Below are 22285 nucleotides of genomic sequence, written 5' to 3'. Positions count from 1 at the left end.
GTTTCAATGGCGGGTTTTTTCATTCAAGCTATTGAAAAATTGGAAGAACGACTTAGTTCTGGCCTTGGTGTGTTCGTTACGCGACTGTTGAAACCGTGATTTTGTTTGGTGCGACAGCAATTGTATCTTGCGGCGCAAAATTGATTGGAGCGGATTGATTCCTAGGGATAACGCTCCAAGAATAACGAATGTATGGCAGGGCATGGGGTTTCAGTTGCGCGACTATCAAACGACCATAGCAGAACGCGTATCGCTATCCGGCGTTGGCGTGCATAGCGGCACACCGGTGACCATGACGTTCCTGCCGGCAGAACCGGATACTGGAATTGTGTTCCACAGGGTGGATGTGTCCGGAGCTAGCCATGCCATCAGGGCACTGATTTCTGAAGTCGGGACGACAGATCTAAGCACCACACTTACCAATGGATCTGGCATCACCCTTAGCACCGTTGAGCATGTCATGGCGGCAATTGCCGGGGCAGGGATCGATAACCTGAATATTGAGATTGACGGGCCGGAAGTGCCGATTGCTGATGGTACGTCGGCCGCGTTTCTTGCGGCCTTTGAGCAGGCGGGCCAGCTTCAGCAAACGGCCAAACGACGCTATATCCGGGTTCTCAAAACATCCCGTATTGAAGCTGGAACGTCGTGGGCGGAGTTTTCTCCATATGATGGCACGCGGTATGAAGTGGAAATCGATTTCGAGACGCCTGCTATTGGTAGACAATCCTTTGCCGGTAACATGGACGCGACAGTTTTCCGCGAAGAGATTTCGCGGGCCAGAACCTTCGGTTTCATGCGCGATGTTGAAAAGCTTTGGGCCGCAGGGCTCGCTCTTGGCTCGTCGCTCGATAATTCTCTCGTGATTGGTGACGACCATACGATCATCAATCCCGGCGGTCTGCGCTATCCGGATGAGTTCGTCCGGCACAAGACGCTCGATGCGGTTGGCGACCTTGCTCTGGCCGGAGCACCGTTTATCGGTTGTTTCAAATCGTATCGCGGCGGACACCGGTTGAATGCCATGGCCTTACGCGCTTTGTTGTCGGACCCAGATGCCTTTGAATTTGTTGAGATTGCAACGCATCCCAATAATGGTGCATCGCTTGTTACAATAGATGCACCTCTGCTTGCGCCTTCGGTAGTTTAGATATCCTCGTCCTTCGACAGGTAAGGGTTGCTCATCCCATCAGTGCGTGGTTGGACAGGCTCACCATGAGGGAGATGGGTGGGTTGCAGGGAGCTTTATTCTGCGAAGATTGCCGATAATTTTGCAATCAACAATCTTCCTCATGGTGAGCCTGTCCAACCACGCACCATGGTTTCTGCAATGTTCAACATACCCCAACCCTCCTAAGCTGCCTTTGCATCTGCCGGCAGAATGTCCTGCAAAGCCTGGAGAATGATTGCTGCGAGCTTCGCAGTGACAGGTGCAGGCTCCGCATCGGCACGGTGAAGATCCAGTCCAAGCATTGGCAAAGCCGGAAGCCCATTAATCTCCCGGCCAATTGGTCGAACGCTCTTTGGCAGGCCAATCGGCGTGCGGATTGTCACGCCAAGACCGGCTGCTGTCGCGGCCCATAATCCGCCAAGGCTTGGGCTGATAAAGGCAAGCCGCCACGGAATGCCGGCTTTATCCAACGCAGCGGTCGCAGCAGTACGCAGCAGGCAAGGTGCTTCCAATGCTGCCAAAGGCAAGGGTTCGCCGCTTGATAATTCCCAAACCTCGTTCTGGCTGGAAGAACCAACCCAGCACATCGGCACATCCAGAACGCGCTGGCTATTCTGTGGAGGTGCGCTTGTGTTCCACGCAAGCGCGAGATCAAGTTTTCCCGACGTGACGCGATCAACAAGTTCGGCATTGCGTGCCACACGCGCTTCTATGCGTACCTTGGGATGGGCCCGCGCGAATTGACCAAGAATGTTGGGCAGGAGTGTCTCGCCAAAATCTTCCTGCAAACCAAGCCGCACCCAGCCCTCCAGCTCAATACCATGGACTGCCGAGGCAGCTTCGTCGTTAAGATCAATCAACCGGCGTGCATAGGCCAACATGGTTTCGCCTGCATCGGTCAAAACAAGACCACGTCCGGCTTTTTGAAAAATCGGTATTCCTGTTTGCTGCTCGAGTTTTTTCAATTGAGCACTGACTGCCGATGTTGACCGGCCAAGCCTGTCCGCAGCCTTGGCGAAATTACCCATATCGACGCCCGTGATGAAAGTGCGCAGCACGTCCAGATCAAAGGTCAGTTGGCGCATTGTCGTTAATCCACTTTTTTGGGATCGTTTGTTTCATATTATCTGATTATCAGGATGATTGTGAAGTGTTAAAACCAATTCGTCAAGTTTACCGCGCTCCTTTCACTTCGTTCGGAACGCCAAACAAAAGGATCAATCCATGCCTTTCGCTCGCATTACCCTTATTGAGGGCAAATCACCCGAATACCTGAAGGCCGTATCCGACAGCCTGCATCAGGCGATGGTGGAAACTTTCAACGTGCCAGCTGACGACCGTTTTCAGGCCATTCATCAGCTTCGTCCAAATGAGCTGATCTTTGACCGCAACTATCTTGGCGGCCCGCGTTCCGACGATTTCATCATCTTCGCCATCACTATTGGCAAGCCACGCGATACGGCGACGAAGAAGGCATTTTACGAGCGACTTGTGGAGAGGCTTGCAGATGCGCCTGGAGTGCGGCCTGAAGATGTCATGATCATCATCAGCGCATCTGCCCGGGAAGAATGGTCATTCAGCAATGGTGGCATGCAGATGCTTGGCGTCGCCTGACTTCAACCGACTTTCCGTAAGCAATCTTTTCCATGAGCGATGATATGATGACCAAGGTAAAAACCTGCCCGCCTGAAATGACAATCCGCCGCAATGGCGCCGCGATAGGTCGCGCTCCGGATGGTATCTCTACGGCACCGTTCTGGGCGGAGATACTGCTCGAAAGTGAGCACGAGGGTGAGAACACTGTGATGCGTGCGATGGTTGATCCCGATGTGATCACCCATTGGCATACCCACCCGCGCGGCCAGTTCCTTTATGTCCTGTCGGGCGTTGGGCTGGCGCAGCGCGATGGTGGCCCTGTCGAAGAAATCCGGGCGGGCGATTGTGTCTGGTTCGCTCCCGATGAGCGCCATTGGCACGGTGCGACGCCCACCAGTACGTTTTCCTATGTCAGTATTCAGGCGGTGCACAATGGCAAATCCGTGCATTGGCTCGAACCGATTGAACGTGAAGGAGCACGATCATGATTGCCATGCAGTATAGTTTTGTTCTGCCTGCCGATTACGACATGGGGATCATTGACCGGCGCATTGCGGATAAGGGTCATCTGCTCGACAATTATCCCGACTTGAAGTTCAAAGCCTATCTGACGGCCCGTCCCGGGGATGAAACGCGTAGCCGCGAAAATCTCTATGCGCCATTCTATGTCTGGAAACAGGTGGAAGGTCTCAACAACTTCATTGGCGGCGAGGGCTTTGCGGGCGTGTCACAGGCATTCGGACGGCCCCAGGTCAAAAGCTGGTTTGTCTGGCAAGCACTTTTATCAGACAATGTTGCGCAAGCGGCTTTTGCGACGCGTGAGATTTTGCCGGTCGAAGCCCATACATCAGTGGGTGAATTGCGAAAATGGGGCAGTGCAGAAGCGCTTGACGATGTCCAAAATGGTGGTGTTCTGGCATCCGTTTCCGCTTTCGAACCGACCACATGGACCCGCGTCCGGTTTCGTTTATGGAATGCAGACGGGCCGCAAGCAATCAGCGAAACGACCCAGATTTACAAGGTGGGACATCTTTCACTGCCAAAAACGAAGGAATAGTTCTATTTCACAGCTGATTTCTGTCTCCGCCACAAAATTGGACGATTACATGGCAATAAGATTGCTGATTCTGTTGGCTTGTGGTTTAAGAACGCGCAACTGACGGTTAGTTTGACTGTATCTAGAGCATGATGCGCAAACGTGATATCGATTTGCGCAGATTGCTCTAATTTCTTGAATGGGGCCTAAGACAGAATGGCGAGTTGCAGAATGTCGATGAGTGCAGGATTTGGCAGCAAGGCCCGTTTGGCCCTTCTTCTGGTTTCGGTTGCTGGTGCAACGGCTATTTCAGGTTGTGCATCCAAGGATGACGATCTCGATCTGACAAAATATGTCGAAACGATCGAACCCGCTGACGTTCTGTATAATCAGGCTTTGGCCAACTTGAACGCTGGTCGTCTTGATGAAGCCGCGAAGAAATTCGATGCAGTAGACCGCCAGCATCCCTATTCGGAATTTGCCCGCAAGTCGCTTGTCATGGGTGCATTCGCCAATTATCGCGCCGGCAAGTATGATGACGCTCTGGCCATGACGAAGCGCTATATCGCGCTTTATCCGACACAGCCGGAAGCCGCTTACGCCTATTACATCACCGGCCTTTGCTACTATCGCCAGATTCCTGACGTTACCCGCGAGCAGAGCATGACCCGCCGCTCAATTGCCGCGTTTAATGAAGTGGTCGAACGTTTCCCGCAGTCCGAGTATATCGATGACTCCAAGGAAAAGATTCGCTTTGCCCGCGATCAGCTCGCCGGCAAGGAAATGCAGGTTGGACGCTATTATCTTGAGCGCAAAGAATATCTTGCATCAATCAAGCGCTTCCGTGGTGTTGTCGAGCAGTATTCCAATACGCGTCACATCGAGGAAGCCTTGGCCCGTCTGACCGAAGCCTATTATGCACTTGGCCTGACGAGCGAAGCGCAGGCGGCAGCTGCTGTTCTTGGGCAGAATTATCCGGATAGCCAATGGTATAAGGACAGCTACAAGCTGCTGCAGAGCGGCGGACTTGAGCCCCGCCAGAATGCCGGTTCCTGGTTGTCCAAGGCCGCGTCGACAATCGTCGGCGGCAAAGATGGCGCCTAATAGATTAACCTGAGCGATTCATGCTTTCGCACCTGTCGATCCGCGATATTGTTCTGATTGAGCGGCTCGACATTGAGTTTCGCGATGGCTTGTCGGTGCTTACCGGTGAAACCGGCGCCGGAAAATCCATTCTTCTTGATGCATTGTCGCTCGCCCTTGGCGCGCGCGGCGATGCTTCGCTTGTGCGTCATGGCGCTGACCAGGGCCAGGTGACGGCCGTGTTCAACGTGGCGGCGGGCCATTCCGCGCGCGCATTGCTGCGCGAAAACGATATTGAAGATGACGGGGACATTATTCTGCGCCGGGTGCAAACATCCGATGGACGCAGCCGTGTCTTTATCAATGATCAGGCTGCAAGTGTTACTCTGCTGAAGGAACTCGGGCGTCGATTGGTGGAAATCCATGGTCAGCATGACGACCGTGCCCTGATCGATATCGATATTCACCGCTCCTTGCTGGATGCTTTCGGATCACTGGAAACCAAGGCCTCAATCGTTCGCGCGCTGCACAAGACATGGCGCGATGCGGAAAATACGCTGGTTCGCCATCGCGCCAAGGTGGAAGCTGCAACACGGGAGGCTGATTACCTCCGTGCGTCGGTAGAAGAGCTATCCAAGCTTGATCCAGAGCCACAGGAAGAAGAAGCGCTCGCTATCAAGCGCACCGAAATGATGCGGTCCGAGAAGATCGCGGGCGACGTGAATGATGCCAACGAGGTGCTTTCAGGTGGTTCTTCGCCGGTACCATCGCTGGCCAGTCTTGTCAGGCGGCTTGAACGTAAGGTGCCGGAAGCGCCGCATCTGCTTGAACCGGTGGTCAAGGCCATTGATGAAGCACTGAACGCATTGGCGGAAGCACAGAACGGCATTGAACAGGCTATCCGTGCGATCGATTTCGACCCGCGTATTCTGGAGCAAACGGAAGAGCGCCTTTTTGCTCTGCGTGGTGCTGCCCGCAAATATTCTGTTCCTGTCGATGACCTCGCAGCCTTGCGTGACAAGATGGATGGCGATCTCGCGGATATTGACGCCGGAGCCGAGCGGCTGACTGCTTTGGAAAAAGAGGCCGTTGCAGCGCGCGCTGCCTATGATGAAGCCGCATCCAGCCTGTCAACGGAGCGCCATGAAACCGCTGCTCATCTCAAGGCTGCCGTTATGGCCGAGTTGCCGGCCCTGAAATTGGAGCGGGCTGAATTCATCGTGGAAATGTCCGCTAATCCGGAGAACCGCGCGCCCGAGGGTATTGATACAGTTGAATACTGGGTGCGAACCAACCCCGGCACGCGTGCAGGACCGATGATGAAGGTTGCATCGGGCGGCGAGCTTTCACGCTTCCTGCTGGCGCTGAAAGTGGCGCTTGCAGATCGCGGCTCTGCGCCGACACTGGTCTTCGACGAAATCGATACGGGCGTGGGCGGTGCCGTCGCCGATGCCATTGGCCAGCGCCTGCGCCGTTTGTCGGACAGGGTACAGGTCCTTTCCGTCACCCATGCGCCGCAAGTTGCAGCACGCGCGCTGACGCATTTCCTCATCGCCAAATCGGCTTCCGGCAATGATCGCGTCGCGACATCAATCCATGCCATGGAAACCGGTGACCGGCAGGAAGAAATTGCCCGGATGCTGGCTGGCGCCAGCGTGACGGACGAGGCGCGCGCAGCGGCGGTGCGGCTTCTGCGCGAGAATAGCACAGCTGCACCTTAAGTTTGAGTTGCACGAAAATGGTGCGTGGTTCGACAAGCTCACCATGAGGGAGAGTGAGGACTGCAGGGAGCCATATTTTGTGAAGTTAGCACAGATCGCGAAGCCTCCTGTTGATCTTGCAGCCAACAATCCCCTCATGGTGAGCTTGTCGAACCACGCACCATTTTCGTGCAGGACGTCTTGTGGCAGTAGTTGATCGCAACCTCCGAGGTCTACTGATTTTGAACGATGCTTTTCCAAGTCTCTTCAGTTAATCTCCCGCACGAATCCGTATTTTTAGCGTCGGACAGGCCATGGCAGATATTTCCGTAGAACAATTGAGCGAAGCAGAAGCGGTAGAGGAACTCGGACGTCTGGCCGCAGAAATTGCCCAGCACGATTACCGCTACAACACAGAAGATGCCCCCACCATTTCGGATGGCGAATACGATGCCTTGAGGCGCAGGAACCTTGCCATTGAGCAGCGCTTTCCGCACCTGAAGCGTGATGATTCACCCTCCAACAAGGTGGGCGCAACAGTTTCGGAAAAATTTGGCAAGGTCGCGCATGCCATACCGATGCTGTCGCTCGATAATGCGTTCTCCGATCAGGATGTGCAGGATTTTGTTGATCGGATCCGGCGCTTTCTCAAGCTGGGTGCCAGCGCGCCCGTTGCCATCACGGCAGAACCCAAGATCGACGGGTTGTCGCTATCCCTGCGTTATGAATTGGGGCGGCTGGTCACAGCGGCGACGCGAGGGGACGGTGCCACTGGTGAAAACGTCACGCTCAATGCGCGCACTGTGGCCAGCATCCCGAACGTTCTGAGCGGCAATCCGCCGGAAGTGCTTGAGGTGCGCGGTGAAGTCTATATGAGCCATGCGGATTTTGCCGCCATGAACGAGCGGCAGGTACAGGATGGCAAGCCGGTTTTCGCCAATCCGCGCAATGCGGCTGCGGGTTCGCTGCGCCAGCTCGATGCAACGATTACCGCATCGCGGCCTCTGCAGTTTTTTGCCTATGCCTGGGGTGAGGTGAGTGACATGCCCGCGACAACCCAGATGGGCATGGTGGAAGCATTCAAATCCTACGGTTTCCGGGTCAATCCGTTAATGCAGAAGTTTGACACTGTCGAAGGTCTTGTCAAACATTACCACCAGATCGAAGAGCAGCGGGCGACGCTTGGCTATGACATCGATGGTGTCGTCTACAAAGTTGATGATCTGGCTTTGCAGCAGAGGCTGGGTTTTGTGTCCCGCAGTCCGCGCTGGGCCATTGCCCACAAGTTCCCGGCAGAACGCGCAATAACAATCCTGAGGGGCATTGATATTCAGGTTGGCCGTACCGGTGCTCTGACGCCGGTGGCGCGGCTTGAGCCAGTCACGGTCGGCGGTGTGGTTGTGACCAACGTAACGCTGCATAATGAGGATTATATCAAGGGTATCGGCCAGAATGGACAGCCGGTCCGCGAAGGACGCGATCTTCGCGTTGGTGATACGGTGGTCGTGCAGCGGGCAGGCGATGTCATTCCGCAGATCGTCGATATTGTTGAAGACAAGCCGCGCGGTGCCTCGCCCTATGTTTTCCCGGATACATGTCCGGCTTGCGGCTCGCATGCGGTGCGCGAGGAGGGTGAGGTTGTTCGGCGCTGCACAGGTGGACTGATCTGCCCGGCGCAGGCAGTCGAGCGTATCCGCCACTTCGTATCGCGAAATGCCTTTGACATCGAAGGCCTTGGCGAAAAGCAGGTTGAGTTCTTCTTCAAATCGGATGATCCAGCCCTGCATATCGGTACGCCGGCGGATATTTTCACCCTGAAGAAACGGCAGGCGGCATCACTCGCCAAACTTGAGAATATTGACGGGTTTGGTGCAGTCTCGGTCAAGAAGCTTTATGATGCGATTGATGACCGGCGCGAGGTCACACTCAGCCGTTTCATTTATGGGTTGGGCATCCGCCACGTCGGCGAGGTCAACGCCAAGCGTCTGGCTAAAGCCTATCGGTCATACGATGCTCTTGCAGCCGTGGCCGAAGCTGCAGCCTTGCCGGTGGACAAATCGGACAAGGGTAATGATGCATGGCGTGAACTCAACGATGTTGAAGGCATTGGCAGTATCGTCGCTGAAGCGCTGGTGGATTTTTATGCCGAAGAGCACAACCGGCAAGCTTTGGCCGCCTTGCTTGCAGAAGTGACGCCGCTCGATGAAGAGGTGCGGGCCGTCAGCAATTCGCCGGTTGCGGGTAAGACGATTGTCTTCACCGGTTCGCTGGAACGTATGTCACGGGATGAAGCCAAAGCCATGGCCGAACGGTATGGCGCCAAGACCGCTGGGTCGGTTTCCAAGAAAACCGATCTTGTCGTCGCCGGACCCGGCGCTGGTTCCAAACTGACACAAGCGCAAACATTGGGCATTGAAGTCATTGACGAGGATTCCTGGTTCACATTGGTGGGTGCATGAGCGAGACAGTTTTCAAGGGTTTCGGCGAGAAGGCTTTGCCTTTTCTCAAAGCCCTGGATTTTCATCAGAACAGGGAATGGTTCCTTGAAAATAAGGATCTATTTGAATCGCACCTGCTCGAACCGCTGGGTGATCTGATTGACGATCTTCTTGCGCGGTTTGAAAAGGCTGGACTGCCGTTCAAAGGCGACAGGAAAAAATCACAGTTCCGTATCAAGCGCGATACGCGATTTGCCAAGGATAAGAGCCCTTATAACCGGCATTTGTCCGCTTTGCTTTCGCCGGATGGGAACAAATGGGCCGAATCAGGCTGTTTCTATGTATCTATTGGCCTTGAAGAATATCGGGGTTGTTATGCCTCGGTTGCCTTTTGGCAGCAGAAACCGGAATTGCTTCTGGCAATGCGCAAGGCGATTGTCGAAAAACCGGAGAATTACCGCGCCATGGTGGCTGCCTTGAAGAAGGGCGGGTTGACCCTTAGCGACTATGACCGCTTGAAGCGCACCCCGCGCGGCTTTGAGGCGGTAACCGATGCAGATCTCATTGAGGCATTGCGCAACCGGCACTTTGTCGTGCGCCACGCTATAGACCCGGATCGCATTACATCGCCTGACTTGGTCGATGAGTTGTTCAAATTCGCGATGAAGGCAAAGCCGCTCATCGACTGGGGCAAAAAGATCGAAGGCACGCTTGTTTCCTGAGCATTTCTGCACAGCGGGTCTGTTTCCATTCCACAGGAATTCACGCCAGCGGAGAGTCAAAGCGTGTCGTCGTGGCAACACCGTTTCGGCCAATAAATCTGTGCGGTGCGATCTTCCGGATTAATGTTGACTTTTATAGTTATGTTTTTGTACTGAACAAAAGTACAGCGTGAATACACGCGCTATTTTCAGCTCAGCAAGCCATCAACACGGCGCAGCAACCATGCTGCACGTTAAGCCAGCCAAGCATTCTCTCGGGGGTTTGGATATGGCTTTGACACGGAATCTGCTTGCGCGCCTGATGTGCGGTAGCGCTGGTACTTTATTGGTTGTTGGGTTGGGTACGGGCGCTGCGTTCGCGCAAACTGCCCCTGCATCGGGCGAGAATATCGAGCTTGCGCCGATCGTTCTGAAAAGAAATCAAAGTGGCACAGAGGCGACGCCGCTGACGAGGACCACAGATCGGGAAACCATCCAGAAACGGATGGTGGAGAGTTTTCAGGATTTGGGTCGCCGCGTCGATGCGGGCGTGAATGTCAACTCGACTTCAAGAAGCATCAATCTGCGCGGTCTGGACCAGAATCGGGTGCTGACGACAATCGATGGCATTCGCGTGCCATGGTTGCGGGACCCGCGCGGCACGCAGGGCGGTCTTGATAGTTTTGATTTCGACGGACTTGCCAAGGTGGATATCACGAAGGGTACCGATTCAAGCCGCTATGGTTCCGGCGCGCTTGGCGGTGTCATTCAACTGCGCACACTCGATCCCTCCGATATTATCGACGAAGGCCGCAGCTGGGGTGTTGTGACCAAGGGCGGCTATGACAGTGGCGATCGCAGCTGGCGCACCAATGCAGCCGCTGCCGTCCGCGCAGGCAACACGGAGTTTCTGGTGCAGGGCGGTTATCGTCAAGGTCATGAGAAAGACATTCCCGGCGACGTCGGTGGCTATGGTGCATTGAGAACAGAACAGAATCCTCTCGACTTTGATCAGGGCAATGTACTGGTAAAGCTCTACCAGAATGTCGAGGGTGGTCATCGCTTTGGTCTGACCGGTGAAATCACCAAGCGCGACACCGATTATGACAACATGGTTGGTACGACGTCTGCCTATGAACCGGGTAGCTTCAAATCCGGCGAGGAATTCGAACGCAAACGCATATCAGGCAGCTATGACTTCATCTCACCGGATAAAAGCGGCTGGCTCGATGAGGCACATGTTACCGGTTATTGGATGCAGCAGACCCTCGGCAATACGACGGATGCCGTCCGTCTGCCGGACGCACGCGCACGTATCATCCGGGGCGACCCGTTCCGCTACGGCTTTCCCTCAGGCGTGTACAAGCGCGACAACGAGCTGAAGCTCGATTCCTATGGCTTGACCGGTTACGCGGTCAAAGAAGCAGAGATTGGCGGGGTCAACCACAAGTTCCGCATCGGCGGCGAAGTCCACCGGCAGGACATGACTCAGTATGTGTCGGGCGTGGATAATTGCCCCAATGTGGACTGGACAAAGATCGCGCAGCCTTTTGGCCCGCAGACCTGCCGGATGCTGCATGCAAATGGCTCCGATATGCCTGATGTTCAATCAACCGGCTTTGGTATCTATGCTGAAGACGATATCGAGCTGTTCAATGGCCGTCTTACCCTGACGCCCGGTGGCCGGTTCGACTGGTATGAGCATAACCCGCAAATGACCGCGGCCTATCAACAGGGCGGGAACTATAATGGCTCCCTGCCGGCATCCGACAGCGATTCCCGCTTCACGCCGAAATTGCGGGCCACCTATCACGCGACCAGTGAGCTTGATTTCTACGCGCAGTGGGCACAGGGCTTCCGCGCGCCTTCAGCTCGGGAATTGTACGAAAACTATGGTGCACCCGGTTCCTATGCCAGCGTCGGCAATGCGAATTTGAAGTCGGAGACCAGCAACGGCTTCGAGGTCGGCGCCAAATATGAGAGCGAGAAGTACGCGCTGTCGGCCAGCGTCTTTAACAACTACTATCGCAACTTCATTGACAACGTCACCATTGCGCCCCCCGGCGGTGAATATCCCGTTGGCGGTATTACAGGTTATGCAAATCTCAATCGTGTGCAGATTTACGGTGCCGAACTCAATGGCCGTGTGAATTTCGCCGACAACTGGGTGACCTGGGCTTCCGTTGCCTTTTCGCAGGGAAAAAATACCGAAACAGACAAATATCTGAACTCAATTCCGCCCATCCGCGCGATTGTCGGGCTTGGCTACAACGCAGACAGTTGGGGTGCCGATGTTTCGCTCACCATGGCTGCGGCCCGCGATAAAGTCAGCGGTACTGGGTTCGTTGCCCCAGGTTACGGCATTGTCGACACAACGGCCTATTGGGAACCCAAATTTGCCAAGGGCATGAAAATTCAGGCTGGTGTGTTCAATGTGTTCGACAAGAAATACTGGAATGCCACGGATGTTCCTGACGGTATCAATCTTGCGGCCAGTGACCGCTATGCCGAAATAGGCCGCAGCTTCCGCATTTCTCTGACCCAGAAGTTTTAAGGTTGGTTGAATTTGGGGTTGCAATACTAGCCACATTATCTCCCCCCTTGTGGGGGAGAAAGCGATTTCAGCATCTTAGCCGCTTGGCTAAGTGCTAGAAATCGCAAGAGAGGGGACTGGAGATTGACCACTATCCCCTCTCTTGGATTTTCTAAGGATTTAGCAAAGAAGCTAAATCCAAGAAAATCCTTTCTCTCCCGCAAGGGGAGAGATAACAGAACTCTATTCTGCAATTGGCTTTGTACCTATTCAAGCCACTCGGTGATGAAAACATCATTGGCATGGATATCAATGGTTTCCAGCAGATCGGGACCAAGATTCTTGAATTTATGCGGGATGTTGGCCGGAGCGATGACGATCTGCCCGGCATGGGCGTCAATCACTTCGTCTCCTACGGTAAAGCGGGCATTGCCCGAGCGGATAATGAAGGTTTCCGGATAGGGATGTGTGTGCAGGTCCGGCCCACCACCTATCTTGTGCGTGCTGTAAAAGATCACCGAAACATTGGTGCCGCAGGACTTGCCGGTGAATTCGCCCTTCCATAATTCGGCGCTTTCAGCCCAGTCTTCGCGGTTGATGATGTATGCCATGCGTCTCCTCCCGGTAGGCTTTGCTGGAGCCTACGCCTCCTGTCACGCTGCTGACAAGGACCGGATATCGCAACAACATTGATGATAGCGATCAAGAATTCTCACGTGACAGGCTGCCCAACCTGCCTTAGACCACCCGCATGAGCGAACAAACATATCAAGATGAAACTGCCGTCCCGCGGCGGGCGGATTACCGAGTCGAGTTCTGGCAAGGCTTTCGCCGTGGTATTCCCGTGATGATCGCGTCAGCGCCGTTTGGCCTGCTGTTCGGTGCCTTGGCTATCGACAATGGCTTCACGGTTTTCGAAGCTGTCCTGATGAGCGCTGCGATCTTTGGCGGCGCCAGCCAGATGGTCGGTATCGAGCTGTTCGGCCACAATATTCCGGCGTGGCTGATTGTCTTTTCCATCTTTGCGGTGAATTTCCGCCATGTGCTGTATTCAGCCGCTGTCGGACGCCGTATCGGGCATTTTACGCTGAGTCAAAGTTTTTTGAGCTACTTCCTGCTCACCGATCCGCAATATGCGGAGACGGAAAAGCGGGCGGAATCCGGCGTTCGCGTAACGTTTGCATGGTATCTGGGGGTTGCCACGCCGATCTACGTGATGTGGGTCATTGAGGCGTGGATTGGCGGTCTTTTCGGCAACCTGATCAAGGATCCGCATGCGCTGGGCATCGATATGCTGCTGCCGATCTATTTTCTCGGACTGGTCATGGGCTTTCGCAAACGCTCCAATTGGGCGCCGATTGTGATCGCCAGCGGTATTGCTTCTATCCTCGCTGCCAAGACCATCGGTTCGCCCTGGCACGTGAGCATTGGCGCTCTGGCAGGCATTCTGACCGCTGTTATCGTTGCGAAACCGGGCAAAACGGACGGGGAGAACTGAGATGTCGTCGATCTTCTGGATTATCCTCGCCGGTGCCGTGCTGACATTCCTGACGCGTATTGGCGGCCATCTCGTGTTGTCACGCTTTGATCACATCCATCCGCGTGTCGAAGTGGCGCTCAATGCCGTACCCGCAGCTGTTCTGACCACGCTGGTTGCCCCAGCCATTGCCACGGCCGACTGGCGCGGTGTGGTGGCGCTGGTCTTTGCCGGGCTCGTATCCCTGCGTTTCAACGCCTTGACGATGTTTCTGGCCGGCGCAGCCATGATTATTCTGCTGCGCCAACTCCCGGTTTAATTCTACTTAGGGCAGCTGCCCGAAAGGTTCGGTCGCGGTGATAAGCCAGTCGCGATCGGCAGATTTGGTATGCGGCAGCAACACTTCCCGAACGCGGGCGTGATAGGCATCGAGCCAAACCAGCTCTTCCTTTACCAGCAGGCTGGTATCGATCAGGCGCTTGTCAATCGGACAGAATGTGATTGTTTCGAAGCCCATCATCGGCAGATCGCCGCCTTCCGGCACTTCCAGTTCCGTGACAATCAGCAGATTTTCGATGCGGATGCCATAACCGCCCGGCTTGTAGTATCCCGGTTCGTTGGACAGGATCATGCCCGGCAGAAGCTCGTGTACACCGCGCTTGGAAATGCTCTGCGGTCCTTCGTGCACGGACAGGAATGAGCCGACGCCGTGGCCTGTACCATGCCCGTAGTCATAGCCTTGCTTCCACAGAGCTATGCGGGCAAGAACATCAATGTCCATGCCGCGCGTGCCCTTGGGGAACTTGGCGGTGGTGATGGCAATCACGCCCTTCAGCACCAGCGTAAACTTGCGTTTCATGTCGTCGGTTGGCGTGCCGACAGGCAGCGTGCGGGTGATATCCGTCGTGCCGTCGCGGTATTGGCCGCCACTGTCGATCAGATAAAGCTCGCCGTCCTGCAACTTGCGGTTTGACTGGGTGTTGACGCGGTAATGCGCAAAAGCGCCATTGGGGCCCGCACCGGAAATGCTGTCAAAGGAGAGGTTTTCGAGCGGCATCTGAAAGCCCTCGGCGACGCTGCTGCGGGTTTCCTCCAGCTTCTTTGCCGCATCAATCTCATCGATTGAGCCAGGCGCCTGTGCATCAATCCAGGCCAGGAACGACACCATGGCAACGCCGTCGCGCTCATGGGATTTGCGGGCACCTTCCAGCTCTGCGGCATTTTTCAAGGCGCGGGGCAGGCGTGCGGGGTCAAGTCCCTCAACGATCTTACCGCCCGCATGTTCAACAATGAGACGCAGCTTTTCGGCTGCCAAAGCCGGATCAAGCATCAGCGTTTTGCCCTGAGCGCCAAGGACTGCCACATCTGCCTCAAGGGCTGACGGCGGGCGCAAGGTGGCCAACTGTGTCAGGTAAGCCTCGGTCTCCATCGGCAGTTTGCGCTTGTCGATGAAGAGCAGCGGTTCGCCGGATACGGGGATGATTGCAAATGCGAGGGGCAGGGGCGTGTTGCTGACGTCGTTGCCGCGAATGTTGAAAGCCCAGGCAATCGATGAAGGATCGGTCAGTACGGTTGCATCTGCCTTGGCTTTCTCGACTGCTTCGGCGAGTTCCTTCAGCTTGTCGCTGGCCAGTTTCCCGGCATATTTTTCCGGCTGGATCGTCACAGCCTCAAGCGGCGGGGCAGGCTGGTTTTCCCAGACCAGATCAACCAGATTGTCCTTGACCGCAACCAGCTTGCCGCCATTGGCCTCAAGCGCTTCGCGCAGGGCCTTTGTCTCGGCAATGGTGTGCAGCCACGGATCGAAACCAATGGTCAGCTTTCGTCCACTGTTGCGCAGCCAGACGGGTGGCGGCGTTTCCACAAGGCTTTCAACGGTGAACACTGCCGGATCGGTTTGATCCGCTGCCTGGAGTGTGTAGCGTCCGTCAACAAAGAGATGCGCTTTGTTCTTCAGAACGAGCACGACGCCGGCTGAACCAGTGAAGCCGGTGAGCCAGGCAAGGCGCTGAGCCCGTGGCGGGACATATTCCCCCTGATGTTCGTCGGCACGGGGAACAAGAAAGCCGTCTAGACCAAGGGTTTCGAGTTCGGCGCGCAGCTTGGCGACGCGCGGTGCGCCGGTGGCCGGATTGCTGACGACCTCAAACGACTGGAACATGGGATGCAAACCTCTGTTGTTGGGTGATGGAACCTATCTTCCCGACAAAGCCGAGGCAATGGAGCAGTGCTGTTTGCACCGGTTTTTGCCTGGTTCGGTGGCCGGTGAACTATGTGTGCATTGCACAATTATGACTTCGCATATGCACAATAGACATGCCTGCCATGCAGAGGAACGACTGGTTCAAGACGGGGCGAGTCGGGTACTGTCTGAAAACGGGAGGATCGGTTGCCACCATATGATCATGGAGATGCAAGATGGCACAAAAGGTCCGTGGGTTTTTCAAGACAGCGCTCGAAAATCTGATCGCTTACCGCACGGCTCAAATGGAACGGTATGTTGTCCGTTCCATCGATGGCACGCGCGAAAAGACCAAGCATATCGCGTATTACGTTTAAGCAGTGACGCAAGAATGAAGGGCAACTTTGAGCTGCCCTTTTGATTCAGTAGGTGGATTTGGCTTTCAGGTGCAGGGTAACCCAGCCTTCGCGCCGCAGGGTTTTTTGATGATACAGGCCCTGCACACGATAGGCGGCAAGCACCTTGTCGCGCTGGGTTTCCAATATTCCTGACAGGATGAGCGATCCACCCCAGGCAAGATGTTTGCGCATTTGTGGTGCCAGCTGCATGAGCGGGCGGGCCAGAATGTTGGCGACGATCAGATCGAAGGGGGCAGCGAAGCGCATAGCCGGATGATGAAACCCGATCGCAGTTTCCGTCTGCACCCGCGACGCCACACCGTTTTTCACCACATTGTCCTGCGCAACTGCAACAGCAATCGGATCGATATCCGTTGCCAGAACCGGGATAGGCGCAAGCTTGGCAATGCCAATGGCGAGCACGGCACTTCCGGTGCCGAGATCCAGCGCATTGCGCGGATGTTCCCGGCGGATCACTTCGCCGATCATATCAAGACAGCCTGATGTGGTGCCGTGATGGCCGGTACCGAATGCCAAACCGGCGTCAATCTCGATACCGAGATCATTGATGCGGCGCTTGTCGCGGTCATGCGAGCCATGCACGAAAAACCGCCCGGCGCGAACGGGCGAGAGGCCTTCCAATGAATGCGCGACCCAGTCGATATCAGGAACCTGTTCGCGTTCGATCACAAAGTTAAAGCCATTGCTTCCGAGAATTTCTTTGATCCGCGGCTCGATCTCGTCCGGCTCGAATGAATAGACCGAGACCTGAAAAATTTCCGCGTCCTCATCGACTTCGAAAGCGGAAATCGGCAGGCCATCCTCTTCAAAGGCAAGCTGCAGCAGATCAAATATGCGGTCAGCTTCGGTCTTGCCGGCGGTGAGAAACAGGCGGGTCTGAGTGGTCATCAGGTCGTATCTTTCGAAGTGGCGGTGGCGGTTTGCCGTAGTGCGTGGTTTGACAAGTTCACCATGAGGGAGATTGGAGATGGAGGGGCGCCTCATTCTGCAATCTTACGATCGCCACCTTGGCTATCCATCTCCCATGATGGCTGTTGCAGCAGCCCATACCCTTCACGGTGAGCTTGTCGAACCACGCACCATTAGATATTGCATCAGCTCTTGGCTAGGCGTTTCAATTTTTCCACAGCCGTATCAGGATTTTCGCCATAGGCAATGGTGCCGAAGAAACGGCCCTTGCTGTCCAGAAGAAAAATCGAGGCCGTGTGGTCCATGGTATAATCGCCGCCATCGACCGGAACCTTGCGCGCAAAGACGCTGTAACCCTTGAGCATGGCCGCCACTTTGCCGGAATCGCCGGTGATGCCAATGATACGATCCGAGACGTTGCTGACATAGGTTTTCATCACGTCTGCCGTATCGCGCTCCGGATCAACGGTGACAAAATACGCGCCGAGATTCTGGCCTTCGGGGCCAAGCTGCTTGAGCCAGCCATTGAGTTCAAACAAAGTGGTCGGGCAGACTTCCGGGCAATGGGTGAAACCGAAGAAAATGGCCGAAGGCTTTTGCCGGAACGCAGTTTCGGTGATGGGCTCACCATTCATGGTGATGAGCTGAAAGGGTGTGCCGAAGGGTCCGGCATTGGCGCTACCCGGCTGCTGGCGGGCCGATTGGAATGTGATCCAGCCAGCGGCGGCCGCAAGGAGTGCAATGGCCACGACAATGAGCGGCAGCAGGCGTCTGTTCATGCGAAGATTTCCTTTGGAGGCGGTGTGCGTGCCGCTACATGCACCACGAAAGACCGGCCTGGATCAGCGACAGGAAGATGGCGTCACCATGGTTGACCCATCCGGCAAAGGCGAGGCCTGTTGCCGCGCAAGCTGCAAGTGCCAGCGTTGCATAGAGCATCATTCTCGGTGCACTGAGGGAATATGATGATTTCATAAGGAGATTATAGGATTTCGACGGCATTTATGCAAAAGAATTGCCGCAACCTTATTTGAGAAAACATGATGGCTGAACCCGACGAACTGCGTTTCCAGAACTCCGAGCCGCGTATACATCAGACCGCAAAGCTCAAAGGCGTTAAGCTCGGCCGGTTTGCCGAAGTGGGTGAGCGGGTGATCCTGCGCGATGTCACGATGGGTGATTTCTCCTATCTGGAGCGCAACAGCGAAGGCATCTATGCCGATATCGGCAAGTTCTGCTCCATTGCCTCCAACGTGCGCATCAACGCGCTTGAACATCCGATGGAGCGCGTGACGACGCACAAGGTCAGTTACCGGCCGAACGAGTTCTTTCGGTTCCAGGGTGTGGATTTCGACTTCCGCGCGCGGCGTCAGGCCAAGCGGGTCAGCATTGGCCACGATGTTTGGATTGGCCACGGCGCTGTGATCATGCCGGGGATCAGCATTGGCAACGGCGCAGTTATTGGCGCCAATGCTGTCGTGACCAAGAACGTTGCGCCCTACATGATCGTAGCGGGCAATCCGGCGCGGGTCATCCGCCCGCGTTTCAGCGCAGATATTGCCGAGCGGCTGATGGCGCTTGCCTGGTGGGACTGGCCCGCGACGACAATCTTTGATGCCATTTCTGATATCCAGTCACTGAGCATCGAAGATTTTCTGGTGAAGTGGGAACGATAGAAGCCGCAAGCCGTTCTGCTTGCAATTCAAGGATACGGTACCCAACTGTGTCTCGCACTTCTAATCAACTTTCAGGAGAATATCGATGAAGCGTGCTCTTGCTGCTCTGGCCCTTCTGGGCGCCGCCGTCCTGCCGGTACAAGCTGAGGAAGTCGGCAAAGTCGGCGTGGACTGGCTGGGCAATGACATTGTCATCGATGCTGTGGTTGACCCGAAAATACAGGGCGTTACCTGTCATCTCGCCTCATTTTCGCGCGGTGTGATCGATCGGTTGCAGAAGGGCAAGTGGTTCGAGGATCCGTCCAACGCATCGATTTCCTGTCAGCAGACCGGACCGATTGTCATTGGCGATATTGAGCTTGGCGAAGGCGGCGAGCGGGTGTTCTCCGAGCGCACGAGCTTGATCTGGAAGAAGCTGAATATTACCCGAATTTACGACAAGAAGAACAACACGCTGATTTACCTCGCCCATGCCAGCCAGGTGCAGGATGGTTCGGCCAAGACATCGATATCGACAATTCCATTGTTCGCCGGGAATGTGAACTGGACCAAAGGCAAGCCTGAGTAAGCTCGCCATGAGGGAGAGAGGTGGGCTGCAGTAATTGTATTTGAAACGATAGTTGAATGTTTTCACCCCCCTCTGCCCTGTCGGGCATCTCCCCCCACAAGGGGGGAGATCACATCGTCATCTGTAATGTCATTTAACTTTCACCTTTGAAGATTAGCTGAAACGATCACGAAGGCTGATCTCCCCCCTTGTGGGGGAGATGCCCGACAGGGCAGAGGGGGGGTGAAGTAATAATCAGCACCGCATTCAGAACCAGAACGGCTTTTTCCTCCAGATTCTTAAGCCCCCGGACCTTACGGTCCGACCCTCTCCACAGCTGGGAGGGTAGTTGAAGGTGCCTTCTGCCGGCTCAAATCTGCTTTACAAAACTATCCAGCACGCGTTTTTGACCGGCCTTGTCGAAATCAATCGTCAGCTTGTTGCCTTCAATTGACGAGACATTGCCGTTGCCGAATTTGATGTGAAAAACCCGGTCACCGACATCAAAATTCGATGGGGTTTCACTGACGGATTTGGCCACCAGCTCGCCATCGATCATGCGGCCCTTGACCGAGCCGCGTCCAGCACCATGGCCGGAATCAGTTTCGCCATAACCGATACGCTCGACCTTGGAGCCGGAGCGGGAGCCCCAATTGTTGCGTGTGGCATCGGAACGGTTCTGCTGCGCGCGCTGCCAGCCGGGTGTCGAATAGGTGTTTTCGAACGGATCAGCGCGGTCAAAGCGTGACTGCCCGTAGCCGCCGCCGGACCCGTAGCCACCATAGGAATTACCCGTAGCAATAACTTCCACGTGTGCTTCCGGCAGTTCTTCAAGGAAACGCGATGGAATCGTCGACTGCCACAGGCCATGAATGCGCCGGTTGGAGACGAACCAGATATGCAGGTTCTTCTTGGCGCGGGTCAGTCCGACATAGGCAAGACGGCGCTCTTCTTCGAGGCCGGAACGTCCGCCTTCATCCAGCGCCCGCTGGTGTGGAAACAGGCCTTCTTCCCAGCCGGGAAGGAAAACGGTCTCGAATTCAAGACCCTTGGCCGAATGCAGCGTCATGATGTTAACGGCATCCAGATTTTCGTTCTGCTCGGCATCCATGACCAGAGCCACATGCTCGAGGAACGAACGCAAGGACTCGTATTCCTCCATGGAGCGAATAAGTTCTTTCAGGTTTTCCAGCCGTCCCGGTGCTTCCGCCGAACGGTCGGCCTGCCACATCGCGGTATAACCTGATTCATCGAGGATCATTTCGGCCAGCTGTGTATGTGGCGTGGAATCAATCAACGATTGCCAGCGGTGGAAATTTTCAACCACCTCGCGCAGGGCCGAGCGGGGTTTCGGCTTCAGCTCTTCCGTCTGCACCAGATCGGTAGCGGCATCGAGCATGGGAATATCGCGGGCACGGGCATAGTCATGCACCTGCCGGATGGCAGCCTCACCAAGACCGCGCTTGGGTGTATTGACGATGCGCTCCAGCGCAAGATCATCGGATCCCTGCGCAACAACGCGGAAATAGGCGAGGGCGTCGCGGATTTCGAGGCGCTCATAAAACCGTGGGCCGCCAACAACGCGGTAATTCAACCCGAGGGTGACGAAACGGTCTTCGAATTCGCGCATCTGAAACGAGGCACGCACGAGGATCGACATATCATTGAGGTTGTGGCCCTTGCGCTGCGCCTGTTCGATTTCTTCGCCGACTGCGCGGGCTTCCTCTTCGGAATCCCATGCCGCGTGGACATTGACCTTGGCGTCTTCCAAATTTGGCGCATCGGTGAACAGCGTTTTGCCCAAACGTCCCTCATTGTGGGAAATGAGGAACGATGCGGCTCCGAGAATATGTGCGGTCGAGCGATAGTTGCGCTCCAGCCGGATCACCACGGCGCCGGGGAAATCTTTTTCGAAACGCAGGATATTATCGACTTCCGCACCACGCCAGCCGTAGATCGACTGATCGTCATCGCCCACGCAGCAAACATTCTTTGAACCCTGCGAAATCAGCCGCAGCCACATATATTGGGCGGTGTTGGTGTCCTGATACTCGTCGACGAGAATGTAACGGAATTTTGCGTGATATTCCTTCAGCACATCCGGATAAGCCCGGAACATGCGGATCGGATGGCAGAGAAGGTCGCCGAAATCGCAAGCATTGAGGGTTTTCAGGCGATTCTGATAGGCAGTGTAGAGTTCGCGGCCTTTGCCATTGGCAAAAGCGCGGGCATCACCCTCAGCAATTTCCTCGGGACCCAGGCCCTTGTTCTTCCAACCGTCGATCATCAGCGCGAACTGCTTGGCAGGCCAGCGCTTGTCGTCCAGCCCTTCGGCTTGAATGATCTGTTTGATCAGGCGAATGACATCATCCGTGTCGAGGATGGTGAAATCCGAACGCAGACCCACGAGCTCCGCATGGCGGCGCAGCAGCTTGACGCCGATCGAGTGGAATGTACCGAGCCATGGCATACCTTCGACAGCGCCGCCGACGAGAACGCCGATGCGCTCCTTCATCTCGCGGGCTGCCTTGTTGGTGAAGGTCACCGCAAGGATCTGGCTGGGATAGGCTTTGCCGAGCGACAGAATATGGGCAATACGCGAAGTCAGCACACGGGTCTTGCCGGTGCCGGCCCCGGCCAGAACAAGCACAGGGCCTTCCGTGGTTTCAACTGCAAGTCGCTGTTCGGGATTGAGACCATTGAGATATGGCGGTGCGCCGCGCGCCTGCATGGCGCGTGCGGCTATGCCCTGAGGCTGGCGTGGCGCATCAGGTTCGTCGAAAAACGGAATATCGTCGGGCAATCCAGACATTTGTC

General features: G+C 55.5%; 21 protein-coding genes. 14 read left to right on the top strand and 7 right to left on the bottom strand.

Annotated features, from left to right (window positions below; genetic code table 11):
- Positions 1-202: 202 nt before the first annotated feature.
- On the top strand, positions 203-1150 hold the full coding sequence (gene lpxC / locus HB779_RS18410) for a UDP-3-O-acyl-N-acetylglucosamine deacetylase (RefSeq protein ID WP_188343689.1): 948 nt from the start codon (positions 203-205) through the stop codon (positions 1148-1150).
- Between the two features lie 203 nt (positions 1151-1353).
- Here the strand turns inward: lpxC and HB779_RS18405 are convergent, their stop codons facing one another.
- A complete protein-coding gene (locus HB779_RS18405) occupies positions 1354-2256 on the bottom strand; it encodes a LysR substrate-binding domain-containing protein (protein ID WP_188343688.1) in 903 nt (300 codons plus the stop codon).
- Positions 2257-2395: 139 nt separating this feature from the next.
- Here HB779_RS18405 and HB779_RS18400 point away from each other — a divergent pair, with 139 nt between their 5' ends.
- The 8 genes from HB779_RS18400 (at position 2396) to HB779_RS18365 (ending at position 12279) form a co-directional block, all read left to right on the top strand.
- Positions 2396-2785 carry a tautomerase family protein gene (locus HB779_RS18400; protein WP_188343687.1) on the top strand — a complete coding sequence of 130 codons (390 nt, stop codon included), beginning with the start codon at positions 2396-2398 and terminating at the stop codon, positions 2783-2785.
- A gap of 32 nt (positions 2786-2817) precedes the next feature.
- Positions 2818-3255, top strand: coding sequence for a cupin domain-containing protein (locus tag HB779_RS18395; protein WP_244642419.1), 438 nt, complete (start codon positions 2818-2820; stop codon positions 3253-3255).
- Positions 3252-3824: a DUF4865 family protein gene (locus HB779_RS18390; RefSeq protein WP_188343686.1), complete on the top strand. Its 573-nt coding sequence runs from the start codon at positions 3252-3254 to the stop codon at positions 3822-3824. Before HB779_RS18395 ends, HB779_RS18390 begins: the two co-directional genes overlap by 4 nt.
- 210 nt (positions 3825-4034) lie before the next feature.
- A complete protein-coding gene (locus tag HB779_RS18385; RefSeq protein ID WP_371823871.1) occupies positions 4035-4907 on the top strand; it encodes an outer membrane protein assembly factor BamD in 873 nt (290 codons plus the stop codon).
- Positions 4908-4927: 20 nt separating this feature from the next.
- Positions 4928-6607, top strand: coding sequence for a DNA repair protein RecN (gene recN, locus HB779_RS18380; RefSeq protein WP_188343684.1), 1680 nt, complete (start codon positions 4928-4930; stop codon positions 6605-6607).
- A gap of 293 nt (positions 6608-6900) precedes the next feature.
- Positions 6901-9045 (top strand): NAD-dependent DNA ligase LigA, encoded by a 2145-nt coding sequence (ligA, locus tag HB779_RS18375; protein WP_188343683.1) that lies wholly within the window; start codon positions 6901-6903, stop codon positions 9043-9045.
- Positions 9042-9746, top strand: coding sequence for a DUF2461 domain-containing protein (locus HB779_RS18370; RefSeq protein ID WP_188343682.1), 705 nt, complete (start codon positions 9042-9044; stop codon positions 9744-9746). Before ligA ends, HB779_RS18370 begins: the two co-directional genes overlap by 4 nt.
- Positions 9747-10014: 268 nt before the next feature.
- Positions 10015-12279: a TonB-dependent hemoglobin/transferrin/lactoferrin family receptor gene (locus HB779_RS18365; RefSeq protein WP_188343681.1), complete on the top strand. Its 2265-nt coding sequence runs from the start codon at positions 10015-10017 to the stop codon at positions 12277-12279.
- 245 nt (positions 12280-12524) lie between these two features.
- Here the strand turns inward: HB779_RS18365 and HB779_RS18360 are convergent, their stop codons facing one another.
- On the bottom strand, positions 12525-12869 hold the full coding sequence (locus HB779_RS18360; RefSeq protein ID WP_188343680.1) for a cupin domain-containing protein: 345 nt from the start codon (positions 12867-12869) through the stop codon (positions 12525-12527).
- 140 nt (positions 12870-13009) lie between these two features.
- On the opposite strand from HB779_RS18360, the gene HB779_RS18355 reads away from it, so the two are divergent.
- Both HB779_RS18355 and HB779_RS18350 read left to right on the top strand, forming a co-directional pair.
- Positions 13010-13756 (top strand): AzlC family ABC transporter permease, encoded by a 747-nt coding sequence (locus tag HB779_RS18355; protein WP_188343679.1) that lies wholly within the window; start codon positions 13010-13012, stop codon positions 13754-13756.
- A 1-nt stretch (position 13757) separates the two neighbouring features.
- Positions 13758-14054 (top strand): AzlD family protein, encoded by a 297-nt coding sequence (locus tag HB779_RS18350; RefSeq protein ID WP_188343678.1) that lies wholly within the window; start codon positions 13758-13760, stop codon positions 14052-14054.
- 6 nt (positions 14055-14060) lie between these two features.
- On the opposite strand, the gene HB779_RS18345 is transcribed toward HB779_RS18350, so the two are convergent.
- Positions 14061-15896, bottom strand: coding sequence for an aminopeptidase P family protein (locus HB779_RS18345; protein WP_188343677.1), 1836 nt, complete (start codon positions 15894-15896; stop codon positions 14061-14063).
- 257 nt (positions 15897-16153) lie between these two features.
- On the opposite strand from HB779_RS18345, the gene HB779_RS18340 reads away from it, so the two are divergent.
- Entirely contained in the window at positions 16154-16294 is a 141-nt protein-coding gene (locus tag HB779_RS18340; protein ID WP_188343676.1) for a hypothetical protein, read from the top strand.
- Positions 16295-16339: 45 nt separating this feature from the next.
- Here the strand turns inward: HB779_RS18340 and HB779_RS18335 are convergent, their stop codons facing one another.
- The 3 genes from HB779_RS18335 to HB779_RS25625 form a co-directional block, all read right to left on the bottom strand.
- Positions 16340-17224 (bottom strand): 50S ribosomal protein L11 methyltransferase, encoded by an 885-nt coding sequence (locus HB779_RS18335; RefSeq protein ID WP_188343675.1) that lies wholly within the window; start codon positions 17222-17224, stop codon positions 16340-16342.
- 206 nt (positions 17225-17430) lie between these two features.
- Positions 17431-18024 carry an SCO family protein gene (locus HB779_RS18330; RefSeq protein WP_188343674.1) on the bottom strand — a complete coding sequence of 198 codons (594 nt, stop codon included), beginning with the start codon at positions 18022-18024 and terminating at the stop codon, positions 17431-17433.
- A gap of 34 nt (positions 18025-18058) precedes the next feature.
- Entirely contained in the window at positions 18059-18187 is a 129-nt protein-coding gene (locus HB779_RS25625; protein ID WP_256440616.1) for a hypothetical protein, read from the bottom strand.
- 101 nt (positions 18188-18288) lie between these two features.
- Here HB779_RS25625 and HB779_RS18325 point away from each other — a divergent pair, with 101 nt between their 5' ends.
- Together HB779_RS18325 and HB779_RS18320 are read left to right on the top strand one after the other, a co-directional pair.
- Positions 18289-18921, top strand: a complete 633-nt coding sequence (locus tag HB779_RS18325) for a DapH/DapD/GlmU-related protein (protein WP_188346000.1) — start codon at positions 18289-18291, stop codon at positions 18919-18921.
- 85 nt (positions 18922-19006) lie between these two features.
- The gene (locus tag HB779_RS18320; protein ID WP_188343673.1) at positions 19007-19489 is read left to right on the top strand and encodes a CreA family protein; all 483 of its coding nucleotides are present in this window, start codon (positions 19007-19009) and stop codon (positions 19487-19489) included.
- A 349-nt stretch (positions 19490-19838) separates the two neighbouring features.
- On the opposite strand, the gene HB779_RS18315 is transcribed toward HB779_RS18320, so the two are convergent.
- The gene (locus HB779_RS18315) at positions 19839-22280 is read right to left on the bottom strand and encodes an ATP-dependent helicase (protein ID WP_188343672.1); all 2442 of its coding nucleotides are present in this window, start codon (positions 22278-22280) and stop codon (positions 19839-19841) included.
- Positions 22281-22285: the final 5 nt, after the last annotated feature.

This window comes from Phyllobacterium sp. 628, from assembly GCF_014189505.1.
Lineage (GTDB): Bacteria > Pseudomonadota > Alphaproteobacteria > Rhizobiales > Rhizobiaceae > Phyllobacterium.
Note: the sequence above shows the minus strand (reverse complement) of the source record. Positions and strands in the feature narration are given on the sequence as shown.

Coding starts and splice junctions, on each gene's coding strand:
- HB779_RS18385 (WP_371823871.1), top strand. CDS start 4,035: ATGTCGATGAGTGCAGGATTTGGCAGCAAGGCCCGTTTGGCCCTTCTT.
- recN (WP_188343684.1), top strand. CDS start 4,928: ATGCTTTCGCACCTGTCGATCCGCGATATTGTTCTGATTGAGCGGCTC.
- HB779_RS18335 (WP_188343675.1), bottom strand. CDS start 17,224: ATGACCACTCAGACCCGCCTGTTTCTCACCGCCGGCAAGACCGAAGCT.
- HB779_RS25625 (WP_256440616.1), bottom strand. CDS start 18,187: ATGATGCTCTATGCAACGCTGGCACTTGCAGCTTGCGCGGCAACAGGC.
- HB779_RS18395 (WP_244642419.1), top strand. CDS start 2,818: ATGAGCGATGATATGATGACCAAGGTAAAAACCTGCCCGCCTGAAATG.
- HB779_RS18360 (WP_188343680.1), bottom strand. CDS start 12,869: ATGGCATACATCATCAACCGCGAAGACTGGGCTGAAAGCGCCGAATTA.
- HB779_RS18330 (WP_188343674.1), bottom strand. CDS start 18,024: ATGAACAGACGCCTGCTGCCGCTCATTGTCGTGGCCATTGCACTCCTT.
- HB779_RS18345 (WP_188343677.1), bottom strand. CDS start 15,896: ATGTTCCAGTCGTTTGAGGTCGTCAGCAATCCGGCCACCGGCGCACCG.
- lpxC (WP_188343689.1), top strand. CDS start 203: ATGGGGTTTCAGTTGCGCGACTATCAAACGACCATAGCAGAACGCGTA.
- HB779_RS18400 (WP_188343687.1), top strand. CDS start 2,396: ATGCCTTTCGCTCGCATTACCCTTATTGAGGGCAAATCACCCGAATAC.
- HB779_RS18390 (WP_188343686.1), top strand. CDS start 3,252: ATGATTGCCATGCAGTATAGTTTTGTTCTGCCTGCCGATTACGACATG.
- HB779_RS18350 (WP_188343678.1), top strand. CDS start 13,758: ATGTCGTCGATCTTCTGGATTATCCTCGCCGGTGCCGTGCTGACATTC.
- HB779_RS18325 (WP_188346000.1), top strand. CDS start 18,289: ATGGCTGAACCCGACGAACTGCGTTTCCAGAACTCCGAGCCGCGTATA.
- ligA (WP_188343683.1), top strand. CDS start 6,901: ATGGCAGATATTTCCGTAGAACAATTGAGCGAAGCAGAAGCGGTAGAG.
- HB779_RS18315 (WP_188343672.1), bottom strand. CDS start 22,280: ATGTCTGGATTGCCCGACGATATTCCGTTTTTCGACGAACCTGATGCG.
- HB779_RS18405 (WP_188343688.1), bottom strand. CDS start 2,256: ATGCGCCAACTGACCTTTGATCTGGACGTGCTGCGCACTTTCATCACG.
- HB779_RS18340 (WP_188343676.1), top strand. CDS start 16,154: ATGGCACAAAAGGTCCGTGGGTTTTTCAAGACAGCGCTCGAAAATCTG.
- HB779_RS18365 (WP_188343681.1), top strand. CDS start 10,015: ATGGCTTTGACACGGAATCTGCTTGCGCGCCTGATGTGCGGTAGCGCT.
- HB779_RS18355 (WP_188343679.1), top strand. CDS start 13,010: ATGAGCGAACAAACATATCAAGATGAAACTGCCGTCCCGCGGCGGGCG.
- HB779_RS18370 (WP_188343682.1), top strand. CDS start 9,042: ATGAGCGAGACAGTTTTCAAGGGTTTCGGCGAGAAGGCTTTGCCTTTT.
- HB779_RS18320 (WP_188343673.1), top strand. CDS start 19,007: ATGAAGCGTGCTCTTGCTGCTCTGGCCCTTCTGGGCGCCGCCGTCCTG.